The 15974-nt window shown below is 41.2% G+C and carries 13 protein-coding genes; 2 read left to right on the top strand and 11 right to left on the bottom strand.

Features of this window, described 5'->3' with window-relative positions; translation table 11 throughout:
• Positions 1-4: 4 nt before the first annotated feature.
• The 6 genes from DXC51_RS02050 to DXC51_RS02025 all read right to left on the bottom strand — a co-directional run bounded on the left by DXC51_RS02050 (position 5) and on the right by DXC51_RS02025 (position 7793).
• Positions 5-916 (bottom strand): aldo/keto reductase, encoded by a 912-nt coding sequence (locus tag DXC51_RS02050; protein ID WP_025488253.1) that lies wholly within the window; start codon positions 914-916, stop codon positions 5-7.
• Positions 913-1995 (bottom strand): TolB-like translocation protein, encoded by a 1083-nt coding sequence (locus tag DXC51_RS02045; protein WP_025488252.1) that lies wholly within the window; start codon positions 1993-1995, stop codon positions 913-915. The genes DXC51_RS02050 and DXC51_RS02045 overlap by 4 nt, the downstream gene beginning before the upstream one ends.
• A 21-nt stretch (positions 1996-2016) precedes the next feature.
• Positions 2017-4566 (bottom strand): glycoside hydrolase family 2 protein, encoded by a 2550-nt coding sequence (locus DXC51_RS02040; protein WP_025488251.1) that lies wholly within the window; start codon positions 4564-4566, stop codon positions 2017-2019.
• An 18-nt stretch (positions 4567-4584) separates the two neighbouring features.
• Positions 4585-5418 (bottom strand): carbohydrate ABC transporter permease, encoded by an 834-nt coding sequence (locus DXC51_RS02035; protein WP_025488250.1) that lies wholly within the window; start codon positions 5416-5418, stop codon positions 4585-4587.
• Between the two features lie 24 nt (positions 5419-5442).
• The gene (locus tag DXC51_RS02030) at positions 5443-6333 is read right to left on the bottom strand and encodes a carbohydrate ABC transporter permease (RefSeq protein WP_025488249.1); all 891 of its coding nucleotides are present in this window, start codon (positions 6331-6333) and stop codon (positions 5443-5445) included.
• 89 nt (positions 6334-6422) lie between these two features.
• Positions 6423-7793, bottom strand: coding sequence for an ABC transporter substrate-binding protein (locus tag DXC51_RS02025; RefSeq protein ID WP_117530649.1), 1371 nt, complete (start codon positions 7791-7793; stop codon positions 6423-6425).
• 267 nt (positions 7794-8060) lie between these two features.
• Between DXC51_RS02025 and DXC51_RS02020 the strand changes: the two genes are divergently transcribed.
• Together DXC51_RS02020 and DXC51_RS02015 are read left to right on the top strand one after the other, a co-directional pair.
• Positions 8061-9827: a sensor histidine kinase gene (locus DXC51_RS02020; RefSeq protein WP_025488248.1), complete on the top strand. Its 1767-nt coding sequence runs from the start codon at positions 8061-8063 to the stop codon at positions 9825-9827.
• 14 nt (positions 9828-9841) lie between these two features.
• Positions 9842-11443 (top strand): response regulator transcription factor, encoded by a 1602-nt coding sequence (locus DXC51_RS02015; RefSeq protein WP_025488247.1) that lies wholly within the window; start codon positions 9842-9844, stop codon positions 11441-11443.
• Between the two features lie 153 nt (positions 11444-11596).
• Here DXC51_RS02015 and DXC51_RS02010 read toward each other — a convergent pair whose 3' ends face one another.
• Genes DXC51_RS02010 through DXC51_RS01990 form a run of 5 tightly spaced genes read right to left on the bottom strand, consistent with a single transcriptional unit; the run spans position 11597 to position 15856 of the window.
• Entirely contained in the window at positions 11597-11929 is a 333-nt protein-coding gene (locus DXC51_RS02010) for a winged helix-turn-helix transcriptional regulator (RefSeq protein ID WP_025488246.1), read from the bottom strand.
• A 42-nt stretch (positions 11930-11971) separates the two neighbouring features.
• On the bottom strand, positions 11972-12679 hold the full coding sequence (locus DXC51_RS02005) for a response regulator transcription factor (protein WP_117530650.1): 708 nt from the start codon (positions 12677-12679) through the stop codon (positions 11972-11974).
• Complete coding sequence (locus tag DXC51_RS02000) at positions 12676-13815, bottom strand: sensor histidine kinase (protein ID WP_021637642.1); 1140 nt, start codon at positions 13813-13815, stop codon at positions 12676-12678. The genes DXC51_RS02005 and DXC51_RS02000 overlap by 4 nt, the downstream gene beginning before the upstream one ends.
• A 34-nt stretch (positions 13816-13849) precedes the next feature.
• Positions 13850-14500, bottom strand: a complete 651-nt coding sequence (locus DXC51_RS01995; protein WP_021637641.1) for a potassium channel family protein — start codon at positions 14498-14500, stop codon at positions 13850-13852.
• A 6-nt stretch (positions 14501-14506) separates the two neighbouring features.
• The gene (locus DXC51_RS01990; protein WP_021637640.1) at positions 14507-15856 is read right to left on the bottom strand and encodes a TrkH family potassium uptake protein; all 1350 of its coding nucleotides are present in this window, start codon (positions 15854-15856) and stop codon (positions 14507-14509) included.
• Positions 15857-15974: the final 118 nt, after the last annotated feature.

The following is a 15974-nucleotide window of genomic DNA, read 5'->3' as shown; positions in this document are numbered from 1 at the left end:
TAACTTATTTTGGCCATACTCCTGCATTATCCAGCCTTCTCTTAGCCTCCGCGTATATCTCTTCTGATAGGGGCCCTTTCTGAGCCGCCCTGATATTAGCTTTCAAATGCTTTATATTTCCTGTACCAACAATTACTGTCCCAATAGCCTGATGACTAATTGCAAAACGGATTAAAAAATCAGCTGCACTTTCTCCGCTGTCACATAATTCATCCAGCTTTGACTTTTTAAAAAGTTCATCATAATAATCAAAATATTTCTTCACTGCCCCCCTGCAGATTATTCCTATATTCTTTTCTTTTGCCTGCGTTATAATATTTTCATTCGTCCTAATCAACGCTCCATAAATCAATTGAATTACCTCGAATTTATCCCATTGAAGCATTTCTTTACAAGCCTGATATCCAAAGAGGGCCGGATACATTGGCTGATCAGGAGAACCATTTCTGCAGCTGAATGCAATATGACGTACCTTGCCGCTTTTTTTGATACTTTCAGCTGCAGCTATCACTTCATCCTGTGCTCCTCCTGAAAGATAATCGGGCATAATTCCATGTAACTGCCATATGTCAATATATTCTGTCTGCAAAAGTTCAAGACTGCGGTCAATATTCTTATATAGCTGATCAGCCGTCCAAATATGATCCGGCCCAAGACTGAATTTTCCATGAGAACCTACATTACAGCCACATTTGGTAGCAAGAATATATTCATCTCTCCGCCGTCCTATCGCTTTGCCCACATACTCTTCTGCAATACCGTAACAGGGTGAAGAATCTACAAAATTAATGCCGCCGTCCAATGCTTCATTTAAAAGCTTCTCCGCTTCTTCATACCTCAACCTGCCTATTTCCATACTTCCAAATCCAAGCACTGAAACCTGCAAACCGGTATTTCCTAATTCTCTTTTAATCATATGTATCCCCCTGTTTTCGGATTAGTCTTTCTTCCGTTACGTGACTGGACAGTTTCCGTCATTTTGGCATATTTACTTTTTCCCCACGCTTCTAAATCCAAAAGTCCCAATCCCATACCATACCCCGCCTCTGAACCGCAAATGTTCAGCATAAAGGCAAGCCATTTTCCATCAGGGCTCACGTTGGAATTTGTTGCTCTCCATGGCTTTTTCCACAGCATCCTTGTCATTCTTGTTCTTTCCATGGAACCATCAAGCTTCAGCTTCCATAAATCAATTGTATTTGATAAAGCGCCTCCATCACAGGAGGATTCCAAACATATATACTCTTCATCCGGAAATATCCCTTCACATTCATTATGAATATGCGATTCTGAAATATACAGTTTTACCTCACCCGTCTTAATATTGACCCCTTTTACAGTACAGAAATAATCTGCTTTATCGACCTCGGGCGGATTGTAATATTCAGCCATTATAACTTCCGAATCTTCCAACCGGAAATCCTGCGGTTCCGGATCATATCCGTGTGAGCGGTATATAACTTTATCTTCCCCTAATTCAGGGCCGTTTTCTCCATAATTTATTTCTGTAACATGCACTTCAAAATCTTCAGGGCTGCCAATAGATGGATCATGGTTTCCATTCATTGAATATGTGATTCGATTTGCAATCCTTGACACTCCGCAGCCTTCAAATATTCTTCTTCCCAGCGGTTTGGGCGGATATTTCGCATCCTTGTCCATAATCCACAACTCAGATTCCACACGTCTGCTTATATATCGATCTTTAAATTCTTTGGGACCAATTAAAATATAATCGCCATTAGGCAGGAAAAGTACACGCAAGAAAGAATGGTGTGTTCCAAGATCTTTGGTTAAATTTCTTACTTCCCTGGTTTCTATATTAATTTCACAAACATCTCCATAATTACTTTCAATAAAAGCGATCCGTTTTCCATCAGGAGACCAATATGGCCTTTCACCATATGGAAGTAGTTTATAGTGAAATTCAGGCGGATCATTCAAAGGGAATTCCTCCTGCGCCATTATATTTTTTTTAGCCGGTTCGTAGTTCATATTCATACCTCCTCCGTTTTCTTATGTAAAAGGTTCTAATATAGTTACTGTTTCCTGTGTTGAATAATAGGCCTTCGCATGAATCCTTCCCATTTTATGATTTCCTTTTATTTTTACCTTTTTTATTTCTCCAGGTAACAAGTCAAAATAATTATCGCTGAATTCCCAGCCGAAATAATCGCCTTTCTCTTCCGCCTGAAGAACTATATTTCTCGCAAAAGAATCTGTCTCAATAACAAGCATTTCATTCTCCCAAGACAGGCTTAGTTTGCAGTCTGGAAACTCCATATGCCTTTCTATATCCGCAAAATCAATAATTTCTGTCAGGATATTTCCTCCTTCATCCACTGCCACAGCGTATAAAATACTCTCATTCATCGGAAATTGCTGAAACTGGTTTAAATCCATAATAAAAAGCGACTGATCCGGCATCACAGAAAAAGAAGTCTTTGTAAAAGCTATGGGATAATTTTTCTTTATGTTAAATAACTTAATAAAAACATTTCCCCTAATTTCTTTTATAGTGTCATTCACAGCCCACAATCCGATATAGTCATCTATCGAAAAAAACAGTTGAAAAGGCTGATATGCCCGTTTTAATGCGAAATATGGAAGTGAGGGTTCCATATAGTAATCCAGAAGACCTGAATAAATATGCGGTGCGCTGGTATTTATTTTCCACCAAAGATGCCCTTTACACCTTCTTATATTATCTTTTCTTTCCTCATACTTTCTTCCCCTGCGATATCTCCCTACACATTTTGTCATATATCTACCCACAGAACCCTGAAATCTGTAAATCATAGATTCTGGATCATTACCATCATAAAACTGCTCAACTTCTGAAATCTTTTTCCAACTGTCGGCTGAAGTAAAAGGACGCCATGTTTCTGGCCATGGGAATATATTTCCTTTTATCATTTGTCCTGTATAGAATGGGGGCCAAAGCTTTTCCTTTCCCACCATTCTTTCCATAGAATGATAGGCCGGAGGAAATGATCTCATATTTTCTGTTAGAAAAACAGGATATTCCCCTCCGGGAACAAACCAGGTACTTGTATAGCTATGGGTATCGCCTTCTAACGGATCATTTGCATAAGAACCGCCGCTTGGTGAGGAAAGATGATAATATCGCTGAGGATCCCATTTTTTACAAATTTGGCGATAATCTTCTTCATATATACCGTACCCGATGCATTCCCGCCCAGGATTTGAAAAATCTCTGCACATTATACTTTCATTACTTCCGCACCAAAGGAGTACGGAGGGATGGTGCCGAAGTCTCCTTACCTGATATTCTGCCTCTTTTCTGCACAACTCCCTGAAGCGGGCTTCCTCCGGATACATGGAATAATCATGAAAAAAGTCCTGCCACAGTAATATTCCAGCTTCATCGCACATATCATAAAAGCTGTCCGGAAGCCTGTCTCCTCCTCCCCAAATCCGAAGGCAATTCATATTCCCTTCTACAGCCATTTTTACTATTTTTTCAGCACGTTCTTTCTGATAACAGCCGGTTTTGTTATCAAGAGGCGCCATATTTGCTCCCCATAATTTTAAAGGCAGACCATTTATAACAAAATCCATATCTCCTTTTTTTTCCAGACAACGAAAACCTATCTTTTTCCGTACTTCATCTATCATGCCTTCCCCTGACTTTAACGTAATTTTTAATTGATAAAGAAAGGGAGCTCCCTTATGTATCACATTCCACAGTTTTGGATTTTCTACTTCTAAAATAATCTCTGCATTCAGACTCTTTACGCTGATTTCACGGCTGGCAATACACTTATTATCATCATATAAACCGCACGAAAGGAACAGATTGCACTCTGCCGCAAGATCGCTGAGGAACTCTGTATTCACACAGACACGTCCTAATACTGACTCCTTTATGTCCTGCGATTCCGTTCCTATTTTTCTCAAAGTCTGCACTGATATATCCACAAAATGGATACCCTGTTCTCCATGCTCTAACCATATATCATCGTATACACCTACCCTCGTTAAATAGGGAGGATATCCCAGATAATCGTCATAACCTCTGAAAAAAACGCGCAGCATAGCCTGTTTTGGCATTTCTTTTCCCAGGTATCTGTCAGGAATTTCTATCTGCTTCAGTTTATTATGGCTGGAATGAACATGAATAATTAAAAAATTGGCGTTATTTACAATTTCAGAAATATCGGCCTCTATCGGTAAAAAAACATCTTCATTCTGGGCTATTCGCTTTCCATTCCAATAAATATCGGCCAGAGTATCTATCCCGTCAATATGCAATTTCCAGGTTTCATTATCTGCTATTGGTTCATTACAAAAAACTTGAGCAGCATAAACCCAATCCTTTTCCGAGATCCAAGTGCTTTCCTTTCCGCTGCCGGTTATACCCGGATCCACAATCACCTTATGATATATCAATACCTCATGTACCTGCATGGGCATATGCGGAATCATATATCCTTTTTCGGGATCGTCATAATTCTCTTTTATTTGCATTACCTCTTTCTCCGAAAGAAGTTCGAAAGGTTCATACATAAATAATTTGAAATTATTTACAGTCTTTTTTTTCATCCATACTCCTAACCGCCATTAACCCTTTAATCCGGTTGATGCGATACCTTCCACAAAGTATTTCTGTAGACATGCAAAAACAATTAATACCGGAATTAAAGCGACTACAGATCCCGCCATAATTAAAGAATACTCTGAAGAATACTCCGTTATAAAGCTTCTCAAGCCCAATTGGATTGTTTTCAGATTTTGGGAATTAATGTAAATAAGGGGACCCATAAAATCATTCCAAATGGTTGTGAAGGAAAAGATCGTCAGTGTTGCTATTACCGGTTTGGATAGGGGAAGCATAATTTTTGCATATATTCCATATTCGCTCATACCATCAATACGCGCCGCCTCACATATCTCATTTGGTATTTCCATATAAAACTGTCTTACTAAAAACACTCCAAATGCAGTAAAACTCTGCAGTATAATCAGTGCTAAATGAGTATTTACCAACCCCATTTTCTTTATTATAATAAATTGCGGTATCATATAGGATTGCCATGGCATGGCTATTGTACATATGTAACTTAAAAATAAAAAATCTTTTCCGGGAAATTTCATTTTTGCAAATGCATAAGCAGCAAAAGTACTGGTAAGCAGCTGCAGAATCGTAATAAGAACTGTAAGCTTTGACGTATTAAAGAAATATCTTAAAAGGGGGATTTCTTCCCAAATACGAACGTAATTACTTGTTATGAATTCCTTTGGCCACCATACTACAGGATATGTAAATACATCCTTATTCATTTTGAAGGATGATGTAAGCATCCACGCAAAGGGGATCAGCATAATCAGACTGATGCCAATAAGAAGAATATATATTAACACTTTTGCGAGGAGTGGTCTTAGCTTTATTTTCATATTTATCACCATTTCTCCTTTTTCTTACATATAATCTGACCACTTTTTCTCGGCCCGGAATTGTATCAGAGTAATAACTAAAACAATTACAAAAAGTACCATGGCCACCGCACTGGCATATCCAAATTTGTATTCGGTAAATGCACTCTGGTAAATATGCATAACCAGAACATTTGTAGATCTGCCGGGGCCACCTTCCGTCATAGTATAAATTAAATCAAATACCTTAAAACAGGAAATTGTCAACATAATACTGACAAAAAAGGTAATCGGGGTCAGCATTGGTACCGTTATTCTTCGAAAACTCTGCCATCCTGACGCACCATCCATTTTTGCCGCTTCATATAATTCTCCGGGAATTCCCTGCAGGCCAGCAAGATATATAATCATATAGTAGCCCACATTTCGCCATATAGATGCCAGAATTACCACAGGCATAGACCAGTTGGTAGATGCAGCCCACCGGGGAGGATTTTCAATCCCAATTGATTGCAAAAGCATATTTACAGGTCCCATATCCGGATTAAACATCATGTTCCATACAGCCGCTATGGCGACTACTGCTGCAACATGTGGAAAAAATATCGCTGACCGGAAAACTGTTTTCCCTTTTATTGCCGTATTAAGCAGCCTGGCAAGTCCAAGTGAACATATCATAGTTACCGGCACAGTACAAACAGCATAATACAACGTATTAAACAATGAGATTCTAAATGTACTGTTTTTGATCATTCTTTGATAGTTTTTCAATCCTACAAACCAAAATTTATCCCCGGCATTCCACTCACATAAAGATAATACCAAAGTAAACACTACCGGAATTAACGTAAATATGAGATACCCAATAAAATTAGGGGCTATAAAGGAATAGGCTATCATGTTATTTTTAAATGTTTTTGAAGAAATTTTCTTCATATACTGTCCCTTCCTTTTTTATTGAAGGGATGTTCCAAAACGTCCTTATAAAACCGGTCTTTGTGTCCTGGAGCATCCCTTCCACTTATCTATTCTTCATTCAATGCTTCGTTTACTCTCTCTGTCAATTCTTTCAGTCCATCATCCAGTGAGAGACTTTTTGTCATAATCAAACTGTTTTCTTCATTCAGTATGGTTCCAATTGTTCCTGATTTTTCATGTACAGGGACCTCAAAAGATAACTGCGTTACATCAAATGCACTTTCACATCCTTCAGGAAAGCCTTCCTGGTTCAGATATATTTCCATAACCTTATCTGTACGTACGGCAGGAAGTGCACCATTAGCTGCCATAATCTCTGCGCCTTCTTCACTGCAAAGGTATTTAATAAACTGCCATGCCGCCTCTTTATTCTTGGATTTTGAATTTACACACATAGGGAATGCTGCTCCTACTGCATCTCCCGACTGGCCGCCAGCGGTATGAGGAGCTTTTACCATACCCCATTTAAAAGGAAGTGTTCCCGCATTTGTTTCTTCCAGCAAATAAGTAATAAACCAACTGCCCTGATATACGGTAGCTACCTGCTGATTAAAGAATGTTCCGGTATAGTGGAGGCTTCCTGTGGAAATTGTAGAGTAATCCATAATATAGCCGTTATCCTGCAGATCCAACACTCTTTGGTAAGCATCTCTCATAAATTCATAATCTGTTTCTATCGTTGTGTGCTTTCCATCCTGTATTGTCATGTTCTGAACGCTTGCCGGCCAATTTTGTAAATAGCCGCCATAAACCTTCTCAGTCCCGCTTCCGCTGGTCATCTCTTTACACATCTGTGCCCAGTCATCCCAGGTCATATCATCCGTTGGGTATGCAACGCCAGCTTTATCAAATAAATCTTTATTATAAAACAGAAGCCATAAATCATTTCTAAACGGCAAGCCGAATATCTGATTATTTATGCTTAATTTTTCAGCCGCCCCACTATAAATAGATAAATCTACGCCATCCCTCTCTATATAGGGCATAAGATCCTCTACCTGCCCATTTGAAACAAGTGTCATATATTGCTGGTTGTTCTTAGAGTAGATTAAATCAATATCTTCTCCCCCGGCCATCATTGTTGTCACTTTCTCAATATAATCCGAATTAAGAATATCAATGGGTTCAAATGTTACATTGGGATGCATTTCGGTAAATTTATTCATCGCTTCCTCAAAATAACCACAAGTTGCATAATCAACTATAGTCGCCTTCAGAACGATAGGTTCACTTTCCCAGTCTTCGACCTCTGTTTCCGAAGCTGTTGAGCCGTCTGTCTGCACAGTTTCCGTTTTTTCCCCGGCAGCTTCCGTACTTTCTGTTACGGCGGGCTGTTTGCCACATGCTGCAAGCATAGAACCTGCTACTATCAGGCTTACCAGCAACCTCATTGTTTTTCCTAAATACCCTTTCTTCATAAGAACTTCTCCTTTTCATTAAGTTTGTTGCATGCAACTTTGGCCGTTTGTTGTTGTAACCCTATTATCTTTTTTTCATGCGTGGAAAACAATGGAATTTCCTACCTGTAATCAGTAGATTTTTTATATTTTTTACTTACAGGATGGAATATTTTCATATTTTAGTAAATTTGTCAGACTAGTTTTTCTTTTCTTTTAAATCATAGTATAATATCAACAAAGCAATGACTAATGTGTTGTAATATTTAAATTATTGGAGACTTGATTATGAAACTGCTTCATACACTGAAAATGAAAATGATATTACTCTGTACAATTACTTCTATCTTTTTATCACTACTGCTTTCCTACCAAATATACCGTTTCATGCATAAATCTTTTGAAAGGGAACAAATTCAAACTGTTAACTACAATCTGGATCTCATAGCTTCTAATATAGAAAGAGAATTAGATAATTTATATCAAGTGATACTTTTTTGTTCAACTAATATCGAGATTTCCCGTTTCGCCAGTGGTATGAAAAACCAAGCTTATACATCTTATCCAATTTCCATGACAGCTTATGAACAGCTGAATGCTAAAATATTTAACTCCTCTATAGAAAACTATATCAATAAGATAATATTAGTTTCTAAAACGGGTGAATTTATTATCCAGGGAAAGTCCTATGGTATCAATAAAGATGTGGAAATATGCAGAAATCTTCCATATTTTGATGCACTGCTCAATGCATCTGATTATGAATGGATTGGTTTACAACCAGAATTATTTTCATCTTCCCGTCCCGGAACCTCTTCTCTTCCAATCATCAGGCCGCTTATTAACAGTTCAACAGGCGCAATCAATGGCTGGTTATATATTGCTTTAGATCCTTCCTTTGTAGCAGGGAAACTCACTTCCCATCCTCAGGCCTTTGATTCTACTTATTATTGGATGATTGAAAACAAAGCTTATCGATATGATAATGGGAACTTTGTAGAAACCCATCTGTGTATACAGGATGCTTCTCCATCAGATACCAGTTCTCTTTTATACCTTACAGAAAATGAAGACAATAAAAAAGCGCTGTGTATCAGCACTAGAAATGCCCCCTGGATGCTGATTCAAACGCTTCCTGACCCTAAAACTTTGTTTAGCTATAACGAATTTGAAAAAATTATTATTCCTTATATTTTGATACTTCTTATCAGTTTCCTTGTACTGGGCTATATTTTAAAACGTACCGTTTCTGATCCCGTAACCAAAATCAGCTGCCAGATTGATTCCATATCGGGCGGTAATTTTACTACGGATTCATCCTTGGAAACATCAGATGAATTTGGGCATATTGGTAAAGGAATAAATGTTATGTCGATGAGTATCCAAAGACTTATGAATCAACAATTAGAAACAGAACATGAAAAAAGGCAGCTGGAATTGGATAATCTGCAGAATCAAATCAGTCCTCATTTTCTATATAATACACTTTATACCATTAAGTGGATGGCCATAATCCAAAATGCTCCCGGTATTACGGAAATGTTGGATTCGCTTACGCAAATCATGAAAAATATTTCGAAAAATAAAAATTCCAAAATTACCCTGCGAGATGAACTGGAACTTCTCAACCATTATATTACAATTCAACGTTATAGATATGGAGACAGTTTCAGCTACTCATTGGAAGTTGAGAATGAAGAACTGTTAAACAGTCTTATCTTTAAATTTTCTCTGCAGCCGCTTATAGAAAATGCAATATTTCATGGATTAAGTACAAAAAAGCAGCCTGGACAAATACATTTACGTGTGAAAAAAGAGCAATCTGATCTGATCATTATAATCACTGATAATGGCATTGGAATATCTCAGAGAGAAATCAATAGGATTTTATCAACTGCAGAAGACATAACAGAAGAACAAATTTTCAAAAAAATTGGGTTAAAAAATATTAATCGCCGCTTACAGTTGGAATATGGAGAGCATTATGGAATCAGAATACGCAGTGAATTAAATCAATTCACTGAGGTTACCATTCGTTATCCCATTATGTTTTAGGAGGGCAAAGTGCTATGTATAAAATGATAATTGTTGATGACGAACCTATTATTCAAATGGGGCTCCGTTCTATTCTCAATTACAATGATTATGAGATTGAAATTATCAACGTTGCCAGCACGGGAGAAGAAGCTATAGAGCAAATCCGCATGTATTCCCCCGATATCGTTCTGATGGATATAAATATACCTGTTATGAATGGGCTGGAAGTTATGGAGACAATAAAAAAAGAATCAGTGGTATCCCCTGTTTTTATTATATTATCCTGCCATAACGAATTTGAATATGCCCAAAGGGCTATTAAACTTGGCGCAATAGATTATCTGCTGAAAATCGAACTTACTTCAGAAAACTTAGCGGAAGTATTGCGTAAAACCATATTACAAATAAAAAAAACAAAAATGCATACTGACTCTGAAAAAAATGATTTATACATGAAGCATGTATCATTGGTGGATAATTTCTTCCTGAAGTTATTAAATAACTGGTTTGAAACACCAGAGTCTATATATGAAATGATGACAGATTTGGATATTACAGTTTCGGGTACCTATTATACCTGTGTATATCTTGGCATACCGTCCTTTACTGATACAGCCTCACCTCTGCCCAAGACTGCCGCCGCACTTACAAATCTCTGTAACCTTATTACGGGACTATGCAAAAATTATTGCCCCTGTTATGTAGCTCCCTGGAATTTTAATAGTTTTGCTATTGTTCTGTATTTTAACCCGGAACCAGAACAGGATTTGTACAAAGATTTTATTCTTCCGTGTATACAGCATATTCAAAAAATGATACTGATGTATCAAAATATATCCCTTTTTGCCGGAATAGGTACCCCCGTTACCTCTATTGATCAAGTTTCCGCTTCGTTTAATGAAAGCAAAACAGCATTTCGCAATTGCACCGCTTCGGAAACTTTAGTCGTTTATGGCTCGTTATCCCCGAAAACAGGACATCCCTTCAACATTGGCATCATCCGCAAAGAATTAACTGCGGCGTTTGATAACTATGACATAGTTACTTTACGAAAGATTCTGGAGCAAATTCCCGAACTAATACTTAATTATATCCCTGATCCCGAACAGGCAATAGCTATCTGCAGTGATATTATGCATTTTTCAGCTATTTCCTATAAAGGTTCTGAACATATACTTGATGATATTTTCACACAGCAGAATTTCTACTACAGTCTTTATAAATGCCGGACAACAGTACAGGCTGCCGAATGGTTTCAGTCATTTATTAATGATCTATGCCGAAAAGTAGAAGCAGATTTTGAAAGCAAAAAAAACTGGCTTCTTCCAAGCATAAAAAAATATATTGAAGAACACTATATGGAACCTATAACCTTAACTGATGTATCTGCCTGTTTTAATGTCAGCTGCGGCTACATTTCAACTATATTTAAAAAAAACAACGGCATTGGTTTTACAGAATGTGTAACTCAGGCTAAAATACGGCACGCTAAGCAGCTATTGCTTAAACCCAATGCTAAAATTTATGAGGTTGCATCGCAACTAGGTTACAGCGACCCTTATTACTTCAGTAAAGTATTTAAAAAGTATACCGGATTTTCTCCAAAGGAATATATGACCAAAGGGACCACATAAAAAAATATTCATGGGGCTGTCGTTTATAGTAATTTTAATCAGCAGAGAGCCAAAAAAGAGAATACCGCAGGATTCTGGTTTCTTAGGACTCCAAATTCCTGCGGGAGTATTTCTTTTTTCCCTCGATAATATTATTGGGATACAAAAAACTACTTATTTTGTTATTTTATCTTCCCGCATAATCTCAATCCCCACCTCCTGCATGATGGTCACGGCGCCGAAAATCTTATGACCGCGCGGCGTCAGGAAATATTCCACCTTCAGCGGATATCCTTCAAAGGTCTTTTTCTCCACCACGCCGCAGGACTGCAGTTCATTCAGGTGCTGAAGCAGCATTTTCTGGCTGATTCCTGCAATTTCTTTTTTCAGGGCGGACAGGGAAGCAGGCCCCTTGCTCAGCTGCCACAGGATAACAGGCTTCCACTTTCCCTTAATCATATCGTGGGTTAATTCCAGTGGGCAGGTATATTCCTCACGCATTTTCATTTCCGCTCACTCCCTTTCCGGCGGCGGCCGCCCCATTTCCCTTTATTCCGAAAACCGGTACCCCACGCCTACCTCTGTAATAATAAACCGCGGGTTGGTGGTATCCTTCTCGATCTTCCGCCGCAGCGTCGCCATGAATACCCGGAGGCTGTTGGGATCGCCGCCCTCCCCATATCCCCAGATTTTACTCTGGATATAATTGTGTGTCAGGACCTTTCCCCGGTTGCTCACCAGAAGCGTAAGCAGCTTATATTCAATGGGCGTCACATGGATTTCCTTCCCGTCAATAAACACCATGCGTTTCACAAAATCAATCCGCAGATAATCACATTCAAAGCTTTCCCCCAGCTCGCTGCCGCCGCTGCTCTGCTCGGATTTCCGGATAGCAACGCGGATTCTGGCCAGCAGCTCGCCCATATGGAAGGGTTTCACCACATAATCGTCGGCGCCGAGATCCAGCGCTTTAATCTTCTCGCCTTCCTCCTGCCTGGCCGATACCACGATGATCGGCTTGTCCGAATTGCTCCTGATATGCTCTATGACCTCCATGCCATCCATATCCGGCAATCCCAGATCCAGGATGACCACATCCGGGTTGTTGGCATAGCTTAAGCCGATGGCCTCCCTCCCGGTGTCCGCCTTCAGATAATGGTAGCCTTCCTGCTTTAAACTCATGCAGATAAAATTGGATATATATTTATCATCCTCCACAATAAGGATGCTCACTTCTTTTTCACTGTTTTCCATCATTGCTCCTTTTCCGGCAGATGCCCGTCGAATGGCAGGTAAAACCGGAAGCATGCGCCTCCTTCCTCCCTGTTGAGAGCCTCAATCGTACCGCCGTGCGCCGTGACTATGGCCTTGCAGATGGCCAGCCCCAGGCCGATTCCTTTCCCCGTATCCCGGTTCACCGGCCGGAAGGTCACAAACTCATCAAAAATCCTGTCCTTAATTACCTCTTCGATCCCCGTACCGTTATCCTCTACGGAAAACCAGACCCCTTCCGGGGCCGCCTCCGTTTTTATCCGGATAAAGCCGTCCTCCTTCGTATGCTTGATGGCGTTGTCCAGAAGGTTGATGATCACCTGTACGATCATCTTTCCATCCATTTCCACCAAAAGCATCTCCTCCGGGATGTCTATTTCCACCCGGCGCTGCTTCCTCCGCCCCTTCACATAAGAAAGCGCATTGTTAATCACATCCTCCACGGCCTCCGGCTTTTTCTCCACCACCAGCTTGCCGCTGTCAATCTTGGTCATATTCAGGATATTTTCCACCAGCTGGATGAGCCAGTCCGCCTGCTCATTGATGTCCTTGCCCAGGCTCACAATGCTTTCCCGGTCCATTTTATCCCCGGACTCCGCGATCAGGCTGCTGGCCCCCGCAATCCCCGTAAGAGGCGTCCGCAGATCGTGGGAAATGCTGCGCAGCAGATTGCTGCGCATCTGCTCTTTTTCCATGGCAAACTTGATTCTCTCCTGCTCCATGGTCAGCTGCTCCGCCAGCTGCTCATTTTTCCTCGCCACCTCCACCTGATTCCGGAACCGTACCGTCAGGTTGGAGGATATGAGCGCCGCCACAAGAAAAAAGATGAGCAGAATCACATCATCCTGATTGGATATGGAAAACGTACGCACCGGTTCCGTAAACAGGTAATTGAATACCATAACGCTGACAATGGAAGCGATTACGCCATACTGGTACCCATTCGTACAATAGGCCACCAGAAGCACCCCCACAATAAAAAGCATCAGTATATTTTCCTTACCGATGCCCAGCCCGTGAAGCAAAAAAGAAAACAGAGAGGTAATGAGCATAATCCCCGCCAGCCGTCCCGCATACCGGATCTGATATAATCTCAAAAACCTTTCCATTTTCTCTTTCACAATAAATCCTCCTGAAACCTGTGTTGTCTCTATTCTATAGATGTTTCAGGATTTTATCAATATCTTTTTTACGGCCGATTACCATCAGGTGCTCTTCCGCGCGGAATACATGGTTCGCTCCGGGGAGGAAGCTGGTCTCGCCGTTGATTTTCGTACCGATAATGCTGCTGTTGAGCCTGGCGCGGAAATCCACCTCGCCGATTGTTTTTCCAACCCATTCCTTCAGGGGAGGGATTTCATAGATGGAATAGTCTTCATCCAGCTCGATATAATCAAATACATTATCAGCAGAATAGCGGACGGCCACTCTTTCCGCGATATCACGCTCCGGGTACACCACTTCGTCCGCGCCGTTTTTTAAAAGGAATTTTGCCTGGATATCCCTGGTGGCCTTGCTGACCACGAACCTGGCTCCCGCCTCCTTCAAAAGGCTGGTGATTTCCAGGCTGCTCTGGAAATTGGTGCCGATGCACACAAAGCACAGGTCAAAATTTCCCACACCCAGGCTGTGAAGCACCTCTTCATTGGTACAGTCCCCTATTTTGGCACTGGTCACCAGAGGAAGCAGAGCCTCCAGGGCCTCCTCCCTCTGATCCACTATCATGACTTCATTTTTCAGCTCCAGCATTTTTCGGGTTAAATGCTGCCCAAACCGCCCCATGCCTATAATCAATACTGTTTTCATCTTATCTTATCCTATCATTACTTTTTCTTCCGGCAGCTTTATGGGCGCCACCTTTTTGCGTTCCATAAAGGACAGGGCAAAGGACATGCTGCCGATACGTCCGCAGTACATCAGCAGGACAATGACAATCCGGCTGGCCGCGCTCAGATCCCTGGTAATGCCTGTGGACATGCCCACCGTGCCAATGGCGGAAAAGACCTCAAAAACCACATCCTCCATTACCAGCTGCGGCTGGAAATAAGGGATGGCTATGGACGCGATAATCGCCATGCACAGACTGATTACAGCCACGTCGCTGGCTTTTCTCACCGCATCGTCCTCCAGCCTTCTTTCGAAAATATTGCAGCCTCTGGCGCCGCGCAGGTTGGACCATACATAGATGAGAAGCACCACAATGGTGGTGGTCTTGATGCCGCCTGCCGTGGATCCGGGACTGCCTCCGATGAACATCAGAAGCACGGTCAGCATCTTGGAGCTGGTGGTCAGCCCCGCCGTATCTATGGTATTAAAGCCCGCAGTACGCGCTGTTACGGAGCTGAAGGCGGAGGTGAGCACCGTTTCCTTTACGGACATGCCCGCCATCAGGTTATCCTTTTCAAACAGATAGATAAAGAAAGCGCCTCCCACAATGAGAATCGCCGTACAGGACAAAACAATTTTAGTATGCAGCTTGTATTTCTTTATCTGCCATTTATTTCTGCAGATATCATCCCAGACAAAAAAACCGATGCCGCCGATTATAATCAGTCCCATAATCGTTACATTAATCAGCGTATCATCCGCATATGAGGTGAAGGAGGAGTAAGGGCCTTTGCTTGTTCCCATCAAATCAAAGCCCGCATTACAGAAAGCGGATATCGCATGGAAAATACCGAAATAAATTCCCCGCAGCACCCCGAATTCCGGCACAAACCGGAACGAAAGAAGAACCGCGCCCGCCATCTCTATAATACAGGTGCCGATGAGCGCCTTACGCACCAATCTGACCACGCCGCCCACCTGGCTGGTATTCATGCTCTCCTGAAGGATTCCCCTTGTTTTCAGGGAAATTTTCTTATTCAGGAACATGGCGAAAAGCACGCCAATGGTCATAAAGCCCAGTCCGCCCACCTGAATCATGAGCAGGATGATACACTGTCCGAACACACTCCAGTAGGAAGCGGTATCCACCACAACAAGACCTGTCACGCAGGTGGCGCTTGTTGCCGTAAACAAAGCGGTAAGGGGCGTAGCCATCTCACCGCTTCTTGTAGCCGCAGGCAGCATCAGCAGAAGCGTCCCTACGGTAATTACCAGAAAATATCCCATCGCAATTATCTGCGCCTGTGTCAGTTTGTTTCTGATATAATGAAACATTTCCCAATCCTTTTCCTTTTATTATTTTTTATTGTTATTTCTCTGTAACAGTTCAGGCAGGTTTGCGCATTCACTGCGCAAACCGTGAGAAAACGTGGTGGCAGCAGGCATCCGCCCG

The organism is Eisenbergiella massiliensis, from assembly GCF_003435485.1.
The sequence above is the reverse complement of the archived record's forward strand: the minus strand, read 5'-3'. Positions and strand labels throughout refer to the sequence as shown.